Here is an 18,806-nt window from a genome sequence, read left to right on the forward strand (position 1 = left end):
CCCCGCCCCGCCCCGCGCCCGCGCTCCCTCGCGCTCACCGCCGGGACCGCGGCCGTGGTGGCTACGGCCTTCGTCCTGGTCTACTCCCGCGACCTCATCATGTGGTTCCCCGCCTGAGGAGCTCGCGCGCTCCCCGCGCCTTCCACACCGGCCCCGGACCCGGACGGCCCGGCGCTCGGGCCCGTGCCCGGCCGGCCGCTGGTACGGCGGGGGGGCCTTCCTCCCCGGCCCGCCCGACGCACCGGTTCCGGCCGCCCCGGCCACTTCGGCCCGGCCGGAACCGGTCTCCCACCGCCGTGCCGCACGGCGTCGCCGCCGGGCGGGGAGGCGCCGAAGCTCCACTCGTGCGGCGCGGCCCGGTTCGCGCCGTCCCGTCGTGCGCGGTGCACCCGTCGCCGTCGCGTCCGGGGCCGCTCCGGAAGAGACGTGCGCGCCCGGTTCGTGATCGTGGCCGGTTGCGCCAGCGGGGCAGGCGTTCGCGCGGGACGGTACGGAGGTGCTCTGAGCAGGGGGAACCGTTTCGGGACGGTGGCCGGGGGTACATGAGGCGAACATGCACACATAACTCTCAAACGGCAATGAATCGGACAGGTAATCGGAGTATCCGCGACACGGCCGACGCCGCGGGACGTCGCCGGGAAGCAGGGGCCCCGGGGCGTGTCCGGACCGTTCAGAAGGGTGCGCAGAAAGTGAAACGGAGTACTCAGGACAGCGGGGGAAGTGCGGGCCGGTCCACCAAGGGCAGGGGCGGGAAGGCCCAGGGGGACGTCGCGCCCACCGAACGGGAGGCGGTGGCGGGGCCCGCGCGGGCCAAGCGGTCGTCGGCCGCGCCCAAGGCCCCCGAACCGGAGGCCGCCGAGCCCCGGGCCCCCGGGCCGGGCGTCGAGCACACCGGCCGCGCCCCCGGGGCCGAGCACCCGGTCCGGGCCCCCGGGGGCCCGGACCCGGACGTGTTCCTCGACGTCCCTGTGGTGAAGGTCGACGAGATCGGGCTGGAGGTCGAGAACCTGCGGGCCTCGGTCTCCCTCCAAGCCGAGGTGCTCGACCTGCTCAAGCTCAAGGTGGGCGCGGACGTCGAGCTCGGCCGCGTCAGCCTCACCCTGAAGGGTGTCGAGGCCCAGGCGCTGCTCAGGGTCCAGCTCGACAACGTCCGGGACATCATCACGCGGGTCCTGCAGACCATCGACACCAACCCGCAGATCCTGGAGCACGTGACCCGGGGTGTGGAGTCCTCGCTCGACCAGGTGGCGGGCGGCGCGGGGCAGGCCGTGGGAGCCCTGGGCCGGGGCGCGGGAGCCGCCGTGGAGGGCGTTGGCCGGGGCGCCGGAAACGCGGTGGAGGGCGTGGCCCGTGAAGCCGGGAACGCGGTCGAAGGTGTGGCCCGGGGTGCCGGGGACGCCGCGCGGGGCGTCGGCCGGGGAGCGGGCAAGGCCGTGGAGGACGTCGCGGACGTGGCGGACCTCGCGGAGGAATCCGACGACGCGGCGGAGAAGTAGGACGGTGGGAGGACCCGGGTCCGGAGCCTCCGTGCCCCGGGCGGTCCGGAGCACACCGTCGGGAGAGCGGGAGGTGGGGGCCGTGGACGACCGGACCGGGCCCGAGTACGACGTGGAGATCAGCGCGTCCGTGTCCGCGGACGAGCTGACCTTCGGCGAGGTGCCGGAGGTCAGGTCCCGGACCCGGGGGGAGCCGCGCCAGGAGGGCGCCTGCGGCAGCGAACGCTCGGGGCTTCCCCACGGCGTCCGCTCCGGGGCGGTGTACACGGACATCCGCGTCGACTACCGGCTCGCGAGCCGCCTCAGCCCGCCCGGGGAGGCGCCGCCGGACCCGGACGCCGAGCGGGAGTGACCGCCTCGCGGGACCGCCGCGGGAGGCCGGGAGCCCGGTGCGCCCGCGCGGGCGCGAGCCGGGGCCGGGGCGCCGACCGGGTCAGTACCCGGCGGACTTGTCGACCACGTTCACCAGCGGTCGGCCCCGCGCGTGGCGCTCCAGGTTCTCGACGAAGACGTCCACGCCCCGGCGCCGCGTCGCGGCGGTCGTCGCCCCGTTGTGCGGGGTGACGATGACGTTGGGCAGGTCCCAGAACGGGCTGTCCTGCGGCAGCGGCTCCCGGCCGTGGGCGTCGAGCCCGGCTCCGGCGATCCATCCCTCGGTGAGCGCGCGCAGCAGTGCCCCGTCCGCCACGATCCCGCCGCGTGAGACCACGACGACGTACGCCGTGTCCTTCATCGCCCTCAGCTCCGCCTCGCCGAGGAGGTGCTCGGTGGCGGGCGTGTCCGGGGCCGTGACCACCACGAAGTCGGACTCGGCCAGCATGCGGTGCAGGTCCTCGGGGGCGTGGACGGCGTCGACGCCGGGGGAGGGCAGGTCGGTGCGGCGCCGCACCCCCACCACCCGCATGTGGAAGGCCCGTGCCTTGGCCGCGAGGTCGAGCCCGCAGTTCCCCAGGCCGATGATCCCGCAGGTGAGGCCGTTGAGCTCACCGTGCTGGAAACGCTCCCAGCGGCGCTCGGACTGGGCCCTGGCCCACCGGGGGGCGTCCCTGTTCAGCATCAGCATGAGCATCATGGCGTGTTCGGCCAGAGGGACCGCGCCGTTGCCCGCCGAGGAGGTCAGGACCGCGGAGTGCGCGTCCAGCCCGGCCGCGAGGTCGTTGTTCACCCCCGCCGCCCAACTGTGCACCCAGCGCACGGCGGGAGCGAGGGCCAACTGCTCGCCGCTGAGGGTTCCGGCGATGACGGTCGCCGTCCCCAGGAGGTCGGTGCGGTCGCCGAGCCCGTCCACGAAATCCACCGGGGCGCCCGCGGCGGCCGTGCGGATGCGCTCCCTCTCGTCGGGCTCGAAGCGTCCGCTCACGAGTACTCGTCCGCGCTCGGGCACGAACATCACGTCCTTCGTACGCTCTGGTAATTTGTGGTCCGTATTGGTCCGACCGGTCAGGTGAGTATAGGGAAGGTGTGTGCCGGATGCCACAGGAGGGCCGTTCCGTCTTCCGAGCCGTCGAGCACGCCAAGGTCTACTCCTCGGTGGTCGACCAGATCCTCGCCGGGGTGCGTTCGGGCACCTTCCCGCCGGGGACGCCGCTGCCCGCGGAGCGCGTGCTGGCCGAGAGGTTCGAGGTCGGACGCGGCTCGGTCCGCGAGGCGATCCGGGTACTGGAGCACGCCGGGGTGCTCGACGTCCGCGTGGGCAGCGGGACCTACGTGGTCGGCGACGGGGGGTCGGAGGAGAACGCCCTCCGGGCCCGGGCCGCGGTCGCCGGAGAGCACAGCCCGCTCGACCTGATCGTGGCCAGGGCCGCCCTCGAACCCGTGTGCGCCGAGCACGCGGCCACCGCGAGGACCTCCAACGACCTGCGGGTACTCGAGGACCTTGTGCTCAAGCAGGAGCGCGTGCTCGGAGAGGGCGCGGACCCCTCGGCGGTGGACGCCGACTTCCACCTGGCGGTGGCGGCGGCCTCGCACAACAGTGTGCTCTTCGCCATGGAGCGGACCCTGGTCGACCTCATGCGCGAACCCATGTGGAGCGAGCTCAAGGGCCGCTCCCGCGGTCGGCGGGACCAGGCGCGGCACTACCTCGAACACCACCGGCAGGTCCTCGGCGCCATCGAGCGGCGCGACCACCGCCGGGCGCGGCAGTTGATGGCCGTCCACATGAGCGAGATCGAGACGGGACTGCTGACAGAGCTGGGCTCCGCGCAGGAGCGGGCGGAGGGGGCGGACCGCTGACCTGTTGACACGGGACGCGGTACCCGCTTAGCTTCACCATCGGTCAGGTGGTCGGACCAATCTCCACAGGTCCGTCCGATTTTCGCACCGTGGTGAAGGAGAGAACCGTGGGCACACCCCGCTACGCAGTGAACTGTTCGATCATGATGAAGGACCGGCCGCCCGAGCAGAGGTTGGCGGCGGTCAGGGAGGCCGGGTTCGAGGCGGTGGAGTTCTGGTGGCCCTTCGCGGAGCCCGTTCCCGCCGAGGCGGAGGTCGAGTCCTTCGTCGACACGGTCCGCGCCTCGGGCCTGCGCCTGGTGGGGCTCAACCTCTTCGCCGGTGACATGCCGGGCGGCGACAGGGGCGTGGTCTCCTGGCCGGACCGCGCCGAGGAGTTGCGGGCCAACGCCGCGGTGGTCCGCCGCATCGGCGAGGCGCTGGGCTGCCGCTCCTTCAACGCCCTGTACGGCAACCGCCGCGAGGACGTGTCGGACGCCGAGCAGGACGCCGAGGCCGTGCGCGCCCTGGGGGATGTCGCGGGCACCCTGGCCGAGATCGGCGGCACGGTGCTGATCGAGCCGGTCAGCGGCGCCCCGTCCTACCCGCTGCTCACGGCGGACCACGCCGTGGCGGTGATCGAGCGCGTCGAGCGCGAGACGGGCGCGGACAACCTCCGCCTGCTGTTCGACGTGTACCACCTCGCCGTCAACGACGACGACGTCCCGGCCGCGCTCGCCCGGCACCGGGAGCGCGTCGGCCACGTCCAGGTGGCGGACGCGCCCGGCCGGGGCGCACCCGGCACGGGCGGCCTTCCGCTGGGCGACTGGGTGGCGGACCTGGCCGGTGGCGGATACGCCGGCTGGACCGCGCTGGAGCACGCGGGCGACGGACCCGACCCCTTCGGCTGGACGGGCTCGTCGGATCTGCCGGGCCTGCCCGGCGCGGCGGCGTGAACCGGCCGGGACGGCCGTCGCTACCCGCAGGCCACACCCAGGCGGGCCGTCCGGCCCGCCGACCCGAAACCGAATCGACCAAGGAGTCCGCAGTGAGTGTGCGAACGATCGCCTTCATCGGCCTGGGCGTCATGGGCGCTCCCATGGCGACCAACCTCGTCCGTGCCGGGTTCGACGTGGTGGGGTACAACCGCAGCGCCGCGAAGACGGAACCGCTGGTCAGCGCCGGGGGACGCGCCGCCTCCTCGGTGGCCGACGCGGTGGGCGGCGCCGACGCCGTCATCACGATGCTGCCCGACTCCCCGGACGTGGAGTCCGTGGTCCTGGGCGATGGGGGCGCCCTGGAGCACATGCGGAGCGGCGCGCTGCTCATCGACATGAGCACGATCCGCCCCGACACGGCCCGCGCCGTGGCCGAGGCCGGGGAGGCCGCGGGGGTCGCGGTCCTGGACGCGCCCGTGAGCGGGGGCGAGCAGGGGGCGGTCGAGGCGAAGCTCTCGGTCATGGTCGGAGGCGAGGAGCGGGCCTTCGCCCTCGCGAAGCCGGTGCTGGACGCGCTGGGCACGACGGTCGTCCACGTCGGACCGGCCGGGGCCGGGCAGACCGTCAAGGCCGCCAACCAGCTGATCGTCGCCGGGACGATCGAGCTCGTCTCCGAGGCGATGGTCTTCCTCCAAGCCCACGGGGTCGACCGCGACAGCGCCGTGCGCGTGCTCTCCGGGGGACTGGCCGGGAGCACGGTGCTGGACCGCAAGGCCGCGTCCATGCTCGCGCGCGAGTTCGACCCGGGGTTCAGGGTGGACCTGCACCACAAGGACCTCGGGATCGTGACGGCCGCCGCCCGTGAGGCCGGGGTGGCCCTGCCCCTGGGAGCGCTCACGGCGACCCTGATGGGGTCGCTGCGCGCCCAGGGCCACGGTTCGCTCGACCACTCGGCGCTGCTTTTGCAGGTGGAGCGGCTGTCGGGGCGTGACGCGGACGCCCGGGGCTGAGCGGAGGACCTCTCCTAGGCACATTGTCAGTCTTGAAATCTTGACTGACAATGTGCCTATACTGTCCTGCCTCCGTCGCGGAGCGCCACCGGCGCGCAAGCCGAGCCGCGGCCGCGGCGGCCGAGCAGACGAGAGGACGAGCCACATGGCACAGGGTGTGACGGAGAGCGGGCCCGGGACCGCGGTCAGCGCTCCGCGCGGAGCCGACTGGCATCTGGGCGCGACGCGCTGGACGCAGCTGACACTGACCGAGAACGACCCCGGGCGCTTCGACCCCGAATTCTGGATCCAGGTCATGCGTGAGACCAGGTCCAACGCGGCCTGCATCAGCGCGGGCGGGTACGTCGCCTTCTACCCGACCGACGTCCCCTACCACCACCGCAGCGTCCACCTCGGCGACACCGACCCCTTCGGTGCCCTGGTCGAGGGCGCGCGCGGCCTGGACATGCACGTCATGGCCAGGGTGGACCCCCACGCTGTCCACGCCGACGCCGCGAGCGCCCACCCCGAATGGCTGGCGCGTACCGCAGACGGCAGCCCGGTGGAGCACTGGGGCTACCCCGGCATCTGGCTGACCTGCCCGTTCGGCCCGTACAACCGCGACTTCATCACCGAGGTCGCCCGCGAGATCGTCACCCGCTACGACGTGGACGCCGTCTTCGCCAACCGCTGGCAGGGCCACGGCATCTCCTACAGCGAGGCGGCGCTGCGCAGCTTCCGCGACGAGACGGGGTTCGACCTGCCTCGCCGGGAGGGTGACACCTCAGACCCCGCCTGGCGTGCCTACGTGGTGTGGCGCAGGCGCAAGTTGAGCAACCTGGTGAGCCTGTGGGACCAGGCGGTCCGCGACATCCGCCCGCACGCCCGTTTCATCCCCAACCTGGGCAGCATCGCCGCGCGCGACCTCGACCGTGACATGCTGGCCCGGCACTTCCCGTTCTTCCTCATCGACAAGCAGGGCCGTTCAGGGGTGGAGGCGCCCTGGTCGGCCGGACGCAACGGCAAGCGCAGCAGGGCGATCTTCCGGGACAGGCCGGTCGGACTCATCACCTCCATCGGCCCCGAGCACCACCAGCACCGCTGGAAGGACTCGGTGTCGCCCGGGGCCGAGACGACGATGTGGATCGTCGACGGCTTCGCGCAGGGCGCCTTCCCGTGGTTCACCAAGTTCAACGGCATGGTGCCCGACCGGCGGTGGGTGCGCCCCGTCGCCGAGGCCTTCGCGCTCCACGAGCGCCTGGAGCCCGAACTCGCGGGCCGCCGCATCACGGCGGACGTGGCCCTCCTGGAGACGGGCGGCCCCGAGAGGGGGCGCGCGCACGAGGACGGCTTCTACCACGCCCTGGTCGAGGCCCGGATCCCCTTCGAGATCGTCGCCGAGCAGAACCTGACCGAGAGCGAACTGGGCCGCTTCAGAGTGCTCGTCCTGCCCGACGCCGAACGACTGAGCCATGACCAGTGCCGCGCGATCCGGGCCTTCACCGAGTCGGGGGGAAGCGTCGTCGCCGCCCACCGCTCCTCCCTGGACGACGAGTACGGCACCCCGCGGGCCAACTTCGGGCTCGCCGACGTGCTCGGCGTGGACCTGAGCATGCCGGTGCGCGGCCCCGTCAAGAACAACTACGTCGCGTTCACCGGCGAGCACCCCACCACGGAAGGCTTCGGGGGAGCGGAGCGCGTCATCGGCGGCACCGAACTCATCGGCGTGACCGCCCGCCCGGGGACCAAAGTGCCCCTGCGCTTCGTGCCCGACTACCCCGATCTGCCGATGGAGGAGGTCTACCCGCGGGAGGAGCCCGCGAGCCCGGCCCTGGTCACCCGGGAACTGCCCGGGGGCGGGCGCTCGGTCTACGTCGCCTTCAACCTCGGCTCCCTGTTCTGGGAGGCGCTCCAACCCGACCACGGGACGCTCGTCGCCAACGCCGTCCGCTGGGCCCTCGGGGGCCCGCAACGGGTCCGGGTCAGCGGGCGCGGCCTGGTCGACCTCGCGCTCTGGGAGGACCCGGAGTCGGTCGCCGTGGTGATCGTCAACCTCACCAACCCCATGGCGCTCAAGGGACCCATGCGCGAGATCATCCCGCTTCCCCCGCAGAAGGTCTCCGTCGCACTGCCCGAGGGCGCGGTGGGCGCCAGCGCACGCCTCCTGGTCGACGGGTCCGACGTCCCGGTGCGCGTGCGCGCGGGGCGCGCCGAGGCGACCGTGGACTCCGCGGACCTGCTGGAGGCCGTCCGCTTCACGTGGATCCGGGGTGACGGGTCATGAGCGCGCACGACCTGTGGTGGCAGCGGCCCTTCCAGATGTTCCAGACCAACCTCAGGGAGGTCGACGCACCCCTCGACGTCGAACGGGTCCTCGACTACCTGGAGGGTTTCGGAGCGCGCGCCTGGCTCCTCAGCGTCGGCGGGATCGTGTCCAACTACCCCACGGAGCTGGAGTTCCAGACCCGCAACCCCGCACTCGACCAGCGGCCCTCGGGCGACCTCGTGGGCGACGCGGTGGCCGCGGCGCGCGAGCGGGGCGTGCGGGTCCTGGCCAGGATGGACTTCTCCAAGATCGACCACCGCCGGGCCGAGCGCCACCCGGAGTGGTGCTTCACCGGGGCCGACGGGACGCAGCAGGTCTACAACGGCCTGACCAGCGTGTGCCCCAGCGGGGACTACTACCAGCACCGCCTCCTGGAGGTGGTCGACGAGGTCCTGGACCGCTACCCCGTCGACGGGTTCTTCTTCAACTGGATGTCCTTCAACGAGGTCGACTACAGCGGTGTCCACCGGGGGACGTGTCACTGCCTGCCCTGCCAGCGGGCTTTCGCGGCCTTCGCGCCCGGAGTCGAGATGCCCACCGGGCCCGCCTCCCCCACCTACCGGGTGTGGAAGCGCTTCACCGAGGCGGTGCTCGACGACCTGACCTCGCGCGTGCGCGACCACGTCAGCGCGCGCCGTCCCGAGGCGCCGCTCATCCTGGGCGACCGCGCCGACATCGTCTTCCACGAGGCCAACAACGCGGTCGGACGGACCCTGTGGCACCACCGGACCGCCGAGCACGTCAGCGCGGCCCGCACCTACCGGCCCGGGGTGCCCGTGCTCACCAACGCCGTGGGCTTCGTCGACATGCCCTACCGCCTGGCGGGCGAGGAGCCCCACCACTTCGCCCAGTACCTGGTCCAGGCCTTCTCACGTGGCGCCAACCCCTCCACGTACATCATGGGCACCCCCGACGACGTCACCTACGAGTGCCTCGACACGGCCGGCGAGCTGACCCGGTTCCACCGCGACCACGACCGGTTCTACCGGGAGCTGGTGTCCGCGGCCCGGGTCCTCCTCGTCCGGCCGGACCCGCTCAAGCTCGCCCCCGCCCGGTGGGAGGAGGCCGTCCACGAGTTCCGGGGTCTGTACTCCTCGCTCCTGGAACGCCACATCCCCTTCGACGTCCTGCCCGAGCCCCGTGTCCGCGACGTCGACCGCCAGGGTCGGCTGGGGGACTACGGGCTGGTCGTGCTGCCCGACCTGGGGCCGCTGGACCCGGAGACGGCGCGAGCCCTGGGACGCTACGCCGAGGCCGGCGGCGGCGTGCTCGCCACCGGCACGAGCGGGTTCGACGGCGACGAGTCCCTGATCGAGGGCTCGCCGGTGCTGCGCCGGACGGCGGTCCGTGACACGGTGGAGTCCGTGCGCTCGCTGCACCTGCGCCGCCCCGGCCGGGACGGCGCGCGACGCGGGGGCGACCTGCCGGTGGTGGGCGCCTTCCACGTGGTCGAGCCCGTCGCCGACGCCGAGACCGACCTCCCGGTGCTGTCCCGGGCCCCCTACGGCCCGCCCGAGAAGTGCCACGGCCACCTCCTCCTCGACCACCCGGGAGCGCTGTGGCGCGACCACGGGCGCGGCCGGGTGGCCGTGCTGCCCTGGACGCCCGGCAGGGCCTACCACCAGCTTGGCCTGAGCGGGCACCGCGACGTGTTCGTCGAGACGGCGCTGCGCGCCGCCAGCGGCCCGGTGGAGGTCGAGACCGACCTGCCCGAGCAGGTCGAGGTGGTCCTCGGCGTCTCGGCGGCCGGGGGAGTGGTCCACCTGGTCAACCACTCCGGGGACGTGCCCCAGGGGTTCCGAACCCCGCTGCCGGTGGGCGGACGCCGCCTGCGGGTGCCGTGGTGGAGGCACCAGCCGTCCCGCGCCCTGCGCGCCGGCACGGACCTGACGGTCGCCGAACAGGGCGGGGAGGGCGTCGCGCTGCCCCGCGTCGACCTCTTCGAGGTCCTGGTCACGGAGCGTCCCGTCAACGCCCGGTAACTTTGTAAAACAAGTATTCATGAGTTATTGACTTACCAAATCAGCACCGGAAACATGTCCTGTGAAGCTGCACACTCACCGGGGTGACCTCCCCCGCAGCGAAGGGAACGTGATGAGAGATTTTGATCGGCGCGCATTTCTCGCGTTGAGCGGCATGGGCGCGGTCGGGGCCTCCCTGCTCCTGTCCGGCTGCGGCGGCAGCGGTTCGGGGAACGGCATCCGGTACGCCTGGTGGGGCAACACCGTCCGCCAGCAGAACTACACCGAGGCGCTGGAGGTGTTCCAGGAGGCCAACCCCGACATCACGGTCGAGCCGGAGTTCGCCGAGTACACCGCCTTCCAGGAGCGCATGACCACGCAGATGGCGGCCCGCAACGTCGCCGACATCTTCTGGATCGCCTCCGCCCAGGTCCTGACCTACAAGGCGAACGGGCTGTACCGCAGGCTCGACGACATCCCCACCCTCGACCTCTCCGACTACAGCGACCAGGACATCGAGTCCTTCTCCCTCGGCGGCGAACTCCTGAGCATGCCGCACGGGGTCTTCGTCCCGGTGGTCCGCCACAACGAGACCTTCCTCGAGGAGGAGGGCGGGCAGATGCCCGGGGAGGACTGGACCTGGGAGGAGCTGGCGGAGTTCCTCATCGACTACAGCGCGAACAACGCGCAGGGGCGACGGGGCGCGACCTACACACCCGACCAGGACATGGCCTTCGAGGCGTGGCTGCGCCAGCGCGGCCAGGACCTGTGGACCGAGGACGGCGGTGTCGGGTTCGACGAGGAGGCCCTCGGCGACTGGTTCGAGTGGTGGCGCGTCCTGCTCGAAGAGGGGGCGGTCCTGAGCCTGGGCGAGCAGGAGGGCATGCAGCCCGACTTCTCCGCCGTCGGCGACCGGGTCCTGCTCAACTTCGGCAGCTCCAACCACATCATCGACGAAGCCTCCATGTTCCCCGACTGGAAGTACCGCCTGCGGTCCGTGCCGGTGGGCGCGGACGCCGCCGACGGCCACCGCTTCCTCTACTACCCGCGGCTGGCCGTCTACCAGGGCATCGACGACGCCGACGTCGAGGCGGCGGGCAAGCTCATCGACTTCAACGTCAACAACGCCGAGTTCCTGCGCATCGTCGGCCTCACCATGGGCGCGCCGCCCAACCCCCGCCTCCTCACCGAGGCCTACGACTTCGCCTCCGACGACGAGAAGGAGATGCTGGCCGTGGTGGAGGCCGACCGCGCCGAGCCGCAGCGCCCCCGCTACGAGGCCCCGCCCGGGACGGGGACCTGGCGTGAGGCCATGTCACGGGCCTCGGAGAACGTCGCCCTGGGCAACGCCGGGGTCGCCCAGGTGACCGAGGAGCTCATCGCCGAGATCCGGTCCGGCATCGACCGGGGAGCGTAGGGCGTGCCCCCCTCCACGAGACCCCGACGCCCCGCCGCGCCGTCCTCGCGGCGGCAGGGCCGCGCCGCCTACGTGTTCCTCTCGCCCTGGCTGCTGGGCCTGGGCCTGGTGACGGCCATCCCGCTGGGCGCCTCGCTCTACCTCGCCTTCACCGACTACAACATCCTCAGCACACCGGCCTTCACCGGGCTGGCCAACTTCGAGCGCATGCTCGGCGACGAACGCTTCTGGGCGGCCTCCTCGGTCACCCTCCGGTACGTGGTCGTCTCGGTGCCGCTCCAGTTGATGTTCGCCCTCCTGCTCGCCGTCATGCTCGACCGGGGGCTGCGCGGCCTCTCGTTCTACCGGGGCGCCTTCTACCTGCCCTCGCTGCTGGGCGCGAGCGTCGCGGTAGCCATCCTGTGGCGCGAGGTGTTCGGGCACAACGGCCTGGTCAACGACTTCCTCGGCCTGCTGGGCATCGAGGGGCAGAGCTGGCTCCAGAACCCGTCCACGGCCCTGTCCACCCTGATCGTGCTCAACGTGTGGACCTTCGGGTCGCCGATGGTGATCTTCCTGGCCGGCCTCCGGCAGATCCCCGAGGAGTACTACGAGGCGGCGCGCGTGGACGGCGCCTCACGCCTGCGGCAGTTCCGGCACATCACCGTCCCGATGCTGACGCCGATCATCTTCTTCAACCTGATCCTGCAGACCATCGGCGCCTTCCAGACCTTCACGCAGGCGCACGTCATCAGCGGCGGCACCGGGGGACCCGTCGACTCCACCCTCTTCTACACGCTCTACGTGTACCAGCAGGGGTTCAGGTCCTTCGACATGGGCTACGCCTCCGCGCTGGCCTGGGTCCTGCTGCTGGTGATCGGCGCCGTGACCGCGATCCACTTCTTCCTGTCCAAGTACTGGGTCTTCTACGGAGACGACTGATGACCGACGCCCCTACGGTCGCGGGCACCAGCGGTCCGCGGCAGCGACGCCGCCGACCGCGGACCGCGATCCTCAAGCACGGCGCACTGCTGCTGTTCCTGGTCGTGATGGTCTACCCGCTGGTCTGGATGCTCGTCAGCGCCTTCAAACCGGCGCACCTGATCCTGACCGAGCCGGGCCTGGTGCCCACAGAGGTCACCTTCGAGAACTTCCGGGAGGGCTGGTACGCCCTCAACCAGCCCTTCTCGGTGTTCTTCGTCAACTCCCTCGTGGTGACCGTTGGCTCGATCCTGGGCAACCTCGTCTCCTGCTCACTGGCCGCCTACGCACTGGCCCGGCTGGAGTTCAGGGCCCGGCGCCTCTTCTTCGGGATCACCCTCGTCACGGTGATGCTGCCGATGCACGTGCTCATCATCCCGCAGTACATCTTCTTCGCCCAGTTGGGATGGGTGGACACCTACCTGCCGCTGCTGATCCCCAAGCTGCTGGCGACCGACGCGTTCTTCGTCTTCCTCATGGTGCAGTTCATCAGGGGCATCCCGCGAGACCTCGACCGGGCCGCCGAGATCGACGGGGCCGGGCACTTCCGGATCTTCTGGCACGTGATCCTGCCGCTGATGCGCCCCGCCCTGGTGACCACGACGATCTTCACGTTCATCTGGACGTGGAACGACTTCTTCACGCCGCTCATCTACCTGACGTCGACGGACATGTACACCGTTCCGGTCGCGCTGAGCTCCATGGTCAGCTCGGAGAGCCAGCAGGGCATCGGGATGCTGTTCGCGATGTCCCTGATATCCCTGCTGCCGGTCATCCTGTTCTTCGTCTTCGCGCAGCGCTACCTGATCCGCGGAATGGTCACCAGCGGTCTCAAGTGAGCCCTACTCGGCTCCGGCCGCCTCCCGGGCCCCCGCCTCCAGCAGGGCCAGGAGGCGGCCGCGCGCGTGGTCGAGGTGCTCGGCCAGCCGCAGGCGCGCCGCCTCGGGGTCCTGCGCCCTGATGCCCTCCAGGATCGTCGCGTGCTCGTGGGCCACGGTGCTGCCCTGCGTGGACCGGTGCGCCTGGAAGCGGCCCATGGTCAGGTGCACCTCGCCCATGATCAGCTCGTGCATCCTGCTCAGGCGCTCGCTGCCCGTGCCGGAGACCAGCGCGGTGTGGAAGGCGATGTCGGCCTCCACCTGGCGCTCGAAGTCACCGTCCCTGGCCGCGGCCTCGATCAGCGCCTGCGCCTCCGTGGCCTCCCTGGGGACCGTGCCCTCGGCCGCCAGGACGGAGACCGCCGCGCTCTCCACCGTGCCCCGGCTGAAGAAGAGGTCGCGGATCTCGTCGGCGTGGAAGTCGGGGACGACCGCGGTCTTGTGGGCCGATCTGCGCAGGAGGCCGAGGGCGGTGAGCCGCTCCAGACACGCCTTGGCGGTGGGGCGCGCGACGTCGTACTCGCTGGCGATCCGGTGCTCGGTGAGCTTCTCGCCAGCCGCGATCTCCCCGTTGACGATGCGAGCGCGCAGCGACTGGTAGAGCGCGTCGGTCAGGGACGAGGGGGCGAGGGTGAAGTTGGCCTGTCGGTTCACGTCTTCATCGTGCCACAGCCGCGCCGCTGACACATACATCTGTCTTACCAGTGCACTGGTAAGGCCTGATGAGGGCGTCGGACGTGTTCAATGTGTGACCGTCCGCACAGCGGCACGGCCGGGAAACGGCCCCGCGGGGCCTCGCGTACCGGGTGGGTAGGAGGCGGGCGCGCGGGGGTCTCCGCGCCGTACGGAGGCACCGCCCACCGGCAGCCGCGTCCGCGCGGGCGCAGCGGATCCCGTCTCCCCCACGGCCTCACGGCGGGTCACCAGGGAAATGCCTACACCTTCCGCAGTCGGGTACTGGTACGCCCCGACAACCGAACGCAGGAAGGAACCATGTCCACCAGCGCTGACGCCAACCCCGCTCCGCGGCCCGCGGCCCCCGAAGCACAGGGCGGGAGGAGGAACCGGGTCGGATGGCCCGAGATCACCGCCGGTACGTTCGTCGCCCTCGTGCTCTACGCCGTCGGAATCCTGCTGTTCCTCCGAATCCCCGCCGAGAGCACGGGGCTCGGCGGCCTCGCCCAGTACGCGGTCTCCGGGCTCGCCCCGCTCGGGGGCTTCGCCGCCGCGGTGCTCGTGCGTGTCCGCGGCCTCGGTCCGTTCGGTCTGCGGCGGGTCTGCGCCAAGTGGCTGGCCGTGGCCTTCGGGGCCGGGATCCTCATGATCGTGCTCAACATCGCCAGCACCACGGCGATCTTCCTCTACTCCGGAGCCCAGGACACCCAGGCCTCCTACCAGGCCGCCGCCGCGGGCGGCCCGGCCTTCTTCGCCGCGGCTCTGCTCCTCGGCGGGTTCCTGACGCCCGTCGGCGAGGAGTTCTTCTTCCGAGGGGTGCTCGCCAACGCCCTGAGCAGGTACGGGCAGTGGGTGGCGGTGCTGGTCAGCTCCGCCGTCTTCGCGCTGGCGCACGGGATCAACTACCTCCTGCCGGTCGCCTTCGTCGCCGGTGTCGTCGCCGCCGTGCTGCTCCACCGGACCAGATCCGTCTGGCCCGGAGTCGTGGTCCACGTGGTCAACAACAGCTACTCGGTGATCGCCCCCGCCGTCATGGCCCTCATGGTCTGAGGACCCGTCCGGCGGCGGGCCCGGGGGCGAGGACACGGGACTCCGGGCGGTGCCGTGACGGGTCGGGGCACCTCACGGCCCCGCCCCGGGGCCCGCCCCGGTCGTGGGTTCCGCGGCGAGGCCGCCGCCGGTGTGCGCCCAGCGGCAGCCGGTTTCCGGTCTGACGTGAATGGTTTTTCCTGGCTGTCGAATAAAGGGCGCCTGTGTGTTCGCGTTCTTCTTTTCGGGTGGACTGGGTTTGTGCGGCGCCAGTGTTTCTTCGGGCGATAACCAGAGTTTTGGTCCGCGTTTATACCCCTGGGGTTTGTCGGGTGCTGTGGAAATTTGGTAAATTCCTCGTGGCTGAAGCGGGATGTGAACGTTTCTCCTGAATTCTTTTTCGGTCATAGCTGGAATGTGTAGGCACCACCCGTAATGCGTCGTTCCCTGACCCGTGCGACGGCGGTCTGTGCGGCTTACGCCCTGGTCCTCGCGCTCGGGGCGGTCGCTCCCGCCGCGGCTGACGAGGGCCTCCTCGCCACCGCCGACGGCTCCGCCGCCCCCGGAGGGCGCGGTGCCCCGGGGGAGCGGAGCGGTGGACCGCGCGGCAGCGCACCGGACACGCAGGGGATCAGCGACCCCAACGGCCCCGGGGCCGCGTCCGCCACCGGCGGTCCTTCCGCCCCGGCGAGCCCCCACGGTGAGCGGACCGAGGCCGAGAGCACCTCTTGGACCTACGTCGACCGCGCCTTCCCCGACCGGCCCCACGGCGGCGCCGAAACCGCGAGCGTGGGCACCGGACGCCTCGAATGGGACCGGAACTACACCCGCCGGGCCCTGTTCCGGTTCCCCGTCGCGCCCGGCCCCGGCGCCGTCGTCGAATCCGCGGTGCTGCGCACCGAGGTGGCCTGGTCCTACGACTGCGGCAGCGACTCCTTCGTGCAACTGCACCGGGTCGACCCCTTCGACGAGGGGGCCACCTGGAACGACCAGCCGCGGGCACGCGCACTGATCGACACCCGGAGGATCAGGGGCGGGCGGTCCGCCTGCCCCCTTCCCGGCGGCGTGGAGTTCGACCTCACCGAGGCCTACCAGGGGGCCGTGGACGCCGGAGAACCCCACATCCACCTCCGACTCGGGGAACGCGACGAGGCCGGGACCACGGCCTGGCGCCGCTTCGACGTCCGGGACCACCCGCCGGTGCTGGTGGTCGACCACAGCGCACCGCCCTCCCCGGGCCCGACCGCCGATCCGAACGCCCTGCGGAGCGACCCCGAGGAGGGCGCGGCCGACGACGGGGCGCCCGGCGGGCGCGCCGCCGTCCGTGGCGAGGTCTTCCCGGACCCCGCGTCGCCCCGGTTCGCGCAAGGGCTCGACCTCCTCGGCGTCACCACTCCGGGGACCCGAAAAGACCGCGACAGCCGCGCCCCGGACCTTGTCCCCGCAGGCCGCCTGCCGAGCGGGGGTGAGCGGATCCGTCCCCGGCGGGGGCGACGGATCGGCCGCCCCACCGCCGCGGACGGGCATCGGCGACGGGACGGGGGCACGCCGACCAGGGTCCGGGGGCCACCGGCCACCGCCCGGTCGGAGACCGTTCCGGTCCACCGGTCATGAATGGGGAACCGGTTGACGGACGACGGCACCCGCCTTTCCCGGTGCGTCATCCAGTTGGGTGCGAGGACGCACCGGCGGCAGCCCGAGGGGGTCGGGCTGGCCGCTCCCGGAGCACCGTGAGGTGGGCGGAGCCCGGAAGCGGACGCGGAGCCACACCACCGCCGCACCGGCCACAGGGCACGGTGGCCGTCTGCGGCGAGGGCACGGTTCCGCGCCGTTGGGAGAGGTGCTCGTCCCCGATACCGGACGCGTCCACGGCGGGGCCCGGCAGGGGGCTCCGCCGCCGGAAGCCGCAGCGGCCCGGAACCTCCTGTGTGCGTGGGCACCACCCAGGAGGGCACCGGGCCGCCGTTCGCTCCGGCCGAAGAGAAGGGGGTCAGCGAAGAACTCCGAATGACTCCGGCGCGGAGAACCAGACGGGCCCCTGCATATTCCTTGAAGCCGGAAACAACTCGTTATCGGGCGGCGGCCGTGTTCACGCCCACGGATCGTGGTCCCGTAGATCCCGCGTGTTCTCGCCGAGCACCTGCCGCGCGAGTGTGTCGAGCAGCTGGGTCGGGCAGCGGTACACCCCGGTGTCGTCGGTGTCGACGTACTGCATCCACGGCACCCGGGACACGGTGTTGAACACCACCGACGTGAGCACCTGAGCCAGGACCGAGAGAAGCTGATCGGGAACCGGATCCTTCGTCAGGCACAGCCGCGCGAGTGCAGCGTCAGCAGCTCGACGAGGCTGTTGCTGTGCCCAGGGCCACAGGGCGGTTCGTCGTCCTTGTTCTCTTCCGGCACAGTAGCGCTCTGCGCTGCCACCGGTCCTCTTGGCTGCGTGGAACCCGGCTGCGTTGGCGAGCCTGGGGCAGGCCCGGCCCTTACGGGCGGGCGCAGTGGTTTCTGTGCGCGTGGACGAGCCCTATCCGGGAACGGGTGACGGGATGGATGGTGCACACCCGCCGGGCGAACCTTTACCCCCGTGCACCCGCTGGTGCACCCCCGAACACGCGAAAGCCCCTGACCTTGCGACGTTGTCGCTGGTCAGGGGCCTTCGCCTCTGGGGTGAGTGACGGGACTTGAACCCGCGACTTCTTGGACCACAACCAAGTGCTCTACCGGCTGAGCTACACCCACCACGTGCGCCGGGCCTCTCGGCCCCGCGTACGTATGAAAGCTTAGCGGACTCCGGGGAGTGCTTCGATCAGTTTTCCGCCGCGTCGTCTCCGGGAGCCGCCTCGCGCGCCTCCGCGCCGGTGCCCCCGGCCACCACGTCGGCGGCGATGGCGCGGGCGGTGGCCGAGTTCGGGCCGGGCTCGGGCACGAAGGCCGCGGCGCGGTAGTAGCGCAGCTCGTGGATGCTCTCGGTGATGTCGGCGAGCGCCCGGTGCCCGCCGTTCTTCTCCGGGCTCGCGTAGTACACGCGCGGGTACCAGCGGCGCAGCAGTTCCTTGATCGAGGACACGTCGACCATCCGGTAGTGCAGGAACTCGTCGATGCGCTTCATGTCGCGGGCCAGGAAGGTGCGGTCCGTGGCGATCGAGTTGCCGCACAGCGGAGCCTTGCGCGGCTCGGTCACGTACTGGCGGATGTGCTCCAGGACGAGGTCCTCGGCCTCCTGGAGACTCACGCCCTTGTCCAGTTCCTCCAGCAGGCCGGAGGTCGTGTGCATGTCGCGGACGAAGTCCCCCATGCGGTCCAGCGCGGCCTGCGGCGGTCTGATCACGACGTCCACGCCCTCGTCGAGGATGTTGAGCTCGCCGTCGGTGATCAGGCAGGCCACCTCGATCAGCGCGTCGCGCTCGAAGTCCAGGCCCGTCATCTCGCAGTCAATCCACACCAAACTGTCATTCATACCGGTCAGCTTAGGGGCTGCGGGGAGTTCCGGGGGATGACGAAGGGGGCGGCCGGACCGTGTCCGGCCGCCCCCTCGGGCCTGGGTCAGTCCCAGATCCAGGGGTCCGAGACGCCGGGCGGCTCACCGACGCCCAAGACGGCGTACATCCAGTCCCACACGCCCCAGAACTGGAGGTAGCCCAGGACCAGGAGAACGAGCAGGATGAGCAGGAAGGTGAAGCAGCCGCAGCCGCAGCTCCTGCACCCTCCCCTCTTCTTCTTGGGCTTCTGCGGGCGGTGCTGCTGGTAGGGCTGTCCCGGCCCGGGCGGCTGCCCCGGACCCGGCTGGCCCCAATGCGGGCCTCCGGGGTGCCCGCCCATCGGCGGCTGCCCGCCCGGGGTGTTGGCCATGGGGCCGGAGGCCGGCGGGTACCCGGGCGGGGGGCCCGGCCGGTTGGCCCTCTGGCCGGGCGGCGGACCGCTGGGGG

Annotated in this window: 17 protein-coding genes and 1 tRNA gene; 12 read left to right on the forward strand and 6 right to left on the reverse strand. The window is 71.8% G+C overall.

All coding sequences use genetic code 11. From position 1 onward, the window contains the following. Positions 1-689: 689 nt before the first annotated feature. Positions 690-1,496, forward strand: coding sequence for a hypothetical protein (locus tag ABD54_RS18905; RefSeq protein WP_047870841.1), 807 nt, complete (start codon positions 690-692; stop codon positions 1,494-1,496). 82 nt (positions 1,497-1,578) lie between these two features. Next, positions 1,579-1,848, forward strand: a complete 270-nt coding sequence (locus ABD54_RS18910) for a hypothetical protein (RefSeq protein ID WP_047870850.1) — start codon at positions 1,579-1,581, stop codon at positions 1,846-1,848. 81 nt (positions 1,849-1,929) lie between these two features. Here ABD54_RS18910 and ABD54_RS18915 read toward each other — a convergent pair whose 3' ends face one another. Further along, positions 1,930-2,886, reverse strand: a complete 957-nt coding sequence (locus ABD54_RS18915; RefSeq protein ID WP_053063615.1) for a D-2-hydroxyacid dehydrogenase — start codon at positions 2,884-2,886, stop codon at positions 1,930-1,932. A gap of 80 nt (positions 2,887-2,966) precedes the next feature. On the opposite strand from ABD54_RS18915, the gene ABD54_RS18920 reads away from it, so the two are divergent. The 8 genes from ABD54_RS18920 to ABD54_RS18955 all read left to right on the forward strand — a co-directional run bounded on the left by ABD54_RS18920 (position 2,967) and on the right by ABD54_RS18955 (position 13,137). Continuing rightward, a complete protein-coding gene (locus tag ABD54_RS18920; protein ID WP_047870842.1) occupies positions 2,967-3,728 on the forward strand; it encodes a FadR/GntR family transcriptional regulator in 762 nt (253 codons plus the stop codon). Positions 3,729-3,835: 107 nt separating this feature from the next. Beyond that, entirely contained in the window at positions 3,836-4,663 is an 828-nt protein-coding gene (locus ABD54_RS18925; RefSeq protein WP_082166895.1) for a hydroxypyruvate isomerase family protein, read from the forward strand. After that, positions 4,660-5,655, forward strand: a complete 996-nt coding sequence (locus ABD54_RS18930) for a 2-hydroxy-3-oxopropionate reductase (RefSeq protein ID WP_268778196.1) — start codon at positions 4,660-4,662, stop codon at positions 5,653-5,655. The genes ABD54_RS18925 and ABD54_RS18930 overlap by 4 nt, the downstream gene beginning before the upstream one ends. A 145-nt stretch (positions 5,656-5,800) precedes the next feature. After that, positions 5,801-7,918, forward strand: a complete 2,118-nt coding sequence (locus tag ABD54_RS18935; protein WP_047870843.1) for an alpha-amylase family protein — start codon at positions 5,801-5,803, stop codon at positions 7,916-7,918. Continuing rightward, on the forward strand, positions 7,915-9,942 hold the full coding sequence (locus ABD54_RS18940) for an alpha-amylase family protein (protein WP_047870844.1): 2,028 nt from the start codon (positions 7,915-7,917) through the stop codon (positions 9,940-9,942). Before ABD54_RS18935 ends, ABD54_RS18940 begins: the two co-directional genes overlap by 4 nt. Before the next feature lie 112 nt (positions 9,943-10,054). Further along, positions 10,055-11,338 (forward strand): ABC transporter substrate-binding protein, encoded by a 1,284-nt coding sequence (locus tag ABD54_RS18945; RefSeq protein WP_047870845.1) that lies wholly within the window; start codon positions 10,055-10,057, stop codon positions 11,336-11,338. Positions 11,339-11,341: 3 nt separating this feature from the next. Further along, the gene (locus ABD54_RS18950) at positions 11,342-12,259 is read left to right on the forward strand and encodes a carbohydrate ABC transporter permease (RefSeq protein WP_047870846.1); all 918 of its coding nucleotides are present in this window, start codon (positions 11,342-11,344) and stop codon (positions 12,257-12,259) included. Further along, a complete protein-coding gene (locus ABD54_RS18955; protein ID WP_047870847.1) occupies positions 12,259-13,137 on the forward strand; it encodes a carbohydrate ABC transporter permease in 879 nt (292 codons plus the stop codon). The genes ABD54_RS18950 and ABD54_RS18955 overlap by 1 nt, the downstream gene beginning before the upstream one ends. 3 nt (positions 13,138-13,140) lie before the next feature. On the opposite strand, the gene ABD54_RS18960 is transcribed toward ABD54_RS18955, so the two are convergent. Then, positions 13,141-13,830, reverse strand: coding sequence for a GntR family transcriptional regulator (locus ABD54_RS18960; protein ID WP_047870848.1), 690 nt, complete (start codon positions 13,828-13,830; stop codon positions 13,141-13,143). A gap of 339 nt (positions 13,831-14,169) precedes the next feature. Here ABD54_RS18960 and ABD54_RS18965 point away from each other — a divergent pair, with 339 nt between their 5' ends. Together ABD54_RS18965 and ABD54_RS18970 are read left to right on the forward strand one after the other, a co-directional pair. Further along, positions 14,170-14,901, forward strand: a complete 732-nt coding sequence (locus tag ABD54_RS18965; RefSeq protein ID WP_053063617.1) for a CPBP family intramembrane glutamic endopeptidase — start codon at positions 14,170-14,172, stop codon at positions 14,899-14,901. A gap of 414 nt (positions 14,902-15,315) precedes the next feature. Then, a complete protein-coding gene (locus tag ABD54_RS18970) occupies positions 15,316-16,494 on the forward strand; it encodes a DNRLRE domain-containing protein (protein WP_053063618.1) in 1,179 nt (392 codons plus the stop codon). Positions 16,495-16,969: 475 nt separating this feature from the next. Here ABD54_RS18970 and ABD54_RS27420 read toward each other — a convergent pair whose 3' ends face one another. From ABD54_RS27420 to ABD54_RS18985, 4 genes are all read right to left on the reverse strand, one after another. Next, complete coding sequence (locus ABD54_RS27420; protein ID WP_200904141.1) at positions 16,970-17,128, reverse strand: hypothetical protein; 159 nt, start codon at positions 17,126-17,128, stop codon at positions 16,970-16,972. 415 nt (positions 17,129-17,543) lie between these two features. Further along, positions 17,544-17,619, reverse strand: a tRNA-His gene (locus ABD54_RS18975). A gap of 67 nt (positions 17,620-17,686) precedes the next feature. After that, positions 17,687-18,337: an oligoribonuclease gene (gene orn / locus ABD54_RS18980; RefSeq protein WP_082166898.1), complete on the reverse strand. Its 651-nt coding sequence runs from the start codon at positions 18,335-18,337 to the stop codon at positions 17,687-17,689. A gap of 86 nt (positions 18,338-18,423) precedes the next feature. After that, on the reverse strand, positions 18,424-18,806 hold a 383-nt coding region (locus ABD54_RS18985), incomplete at its 5' end, for a hypothetical protein (protein WP_235432109.1).

This window comes from Nocardiopsis sp. RV163 (genome assembly GCF_001029525.1).
Lineage (GTDB): Bacteria > Actinomycetota > Actinomycetes > Streptosporangiales > Streptosporangiaceae > Nocardiopsis > Nocardiopsis dassonvillei.

What these genes read in the sequence shown, in the direction of transcription:
- ABD54_RS18915 (WP_053063615.1), bottom strand. Translation starts at nt 2,886, where the DNA reads ATGTTCGTGCCCGAGCGCGGACGAGTACTCGTGAGCGGACGCTTCGAG.
- ABD54_RS18920 (WP_047870842.1), top strand. Translation starts at nt 2,967, where the DNA reads ATGCCACAGGAGGGCCGTTCCGTCTTCCGAGCCGTCGAGCACGCCAAG.
- ABD54_RS18935 (WP_047870843.1), top strand. Translation starts at nt 5,801, where the DNA reads ATGGCACAGGGTGTGACGGAGAGCGGGCCCGGGACCGCGGTCAGCGCT.
- ABD54_RS18940 (WP_047870844.1), top strand. Translation starts at nt 7,915, where the DNA reads ATGAGCGCGCACGACCTGTGGTGGCAGCGGCCCTTCCAGATGTTCCAG.
- ABD54_RS18945 (WP_047870845.1), top strand. Translation starts at nt 10,055, where the DNA reads ATGAGAGATTTTGATCGGCGCGCATTTCTCGCGTTGAGCGGCATGGGC.
- ABD54_RS18955 (WP_047870847.1), top strand. Translation starts at nt 12,259, where the DNA reads ATGACCGACGCCCCTACGGTCGCGGGCACCAGCGGTCCGCGGCAGCGA.
- ABD54_RS18965 (WP_053063617.1), top strand. Translation starts at nt 14,170, where the DNA reads ATGTCCACCAGCGCTGACGCCAACCCCGCTCCGCGGCCCGCGGCCCCC.
- ABD54_RS18970 (WP_053063618.1), top strand. Translation starts at nt 15,316, where the DNA reads ATGCGTCGTTCCCTGACCCGTGCGACGGCGGTCTGTGCGGCTTACGCC.
- orn (WP_082166898.1), bottom strand. Translation starts at nt 18,337, where the DNA reads ATGAATGACAGTTTGGTGTGGATTGACTGCGAGATGACGGGCCTGGAC.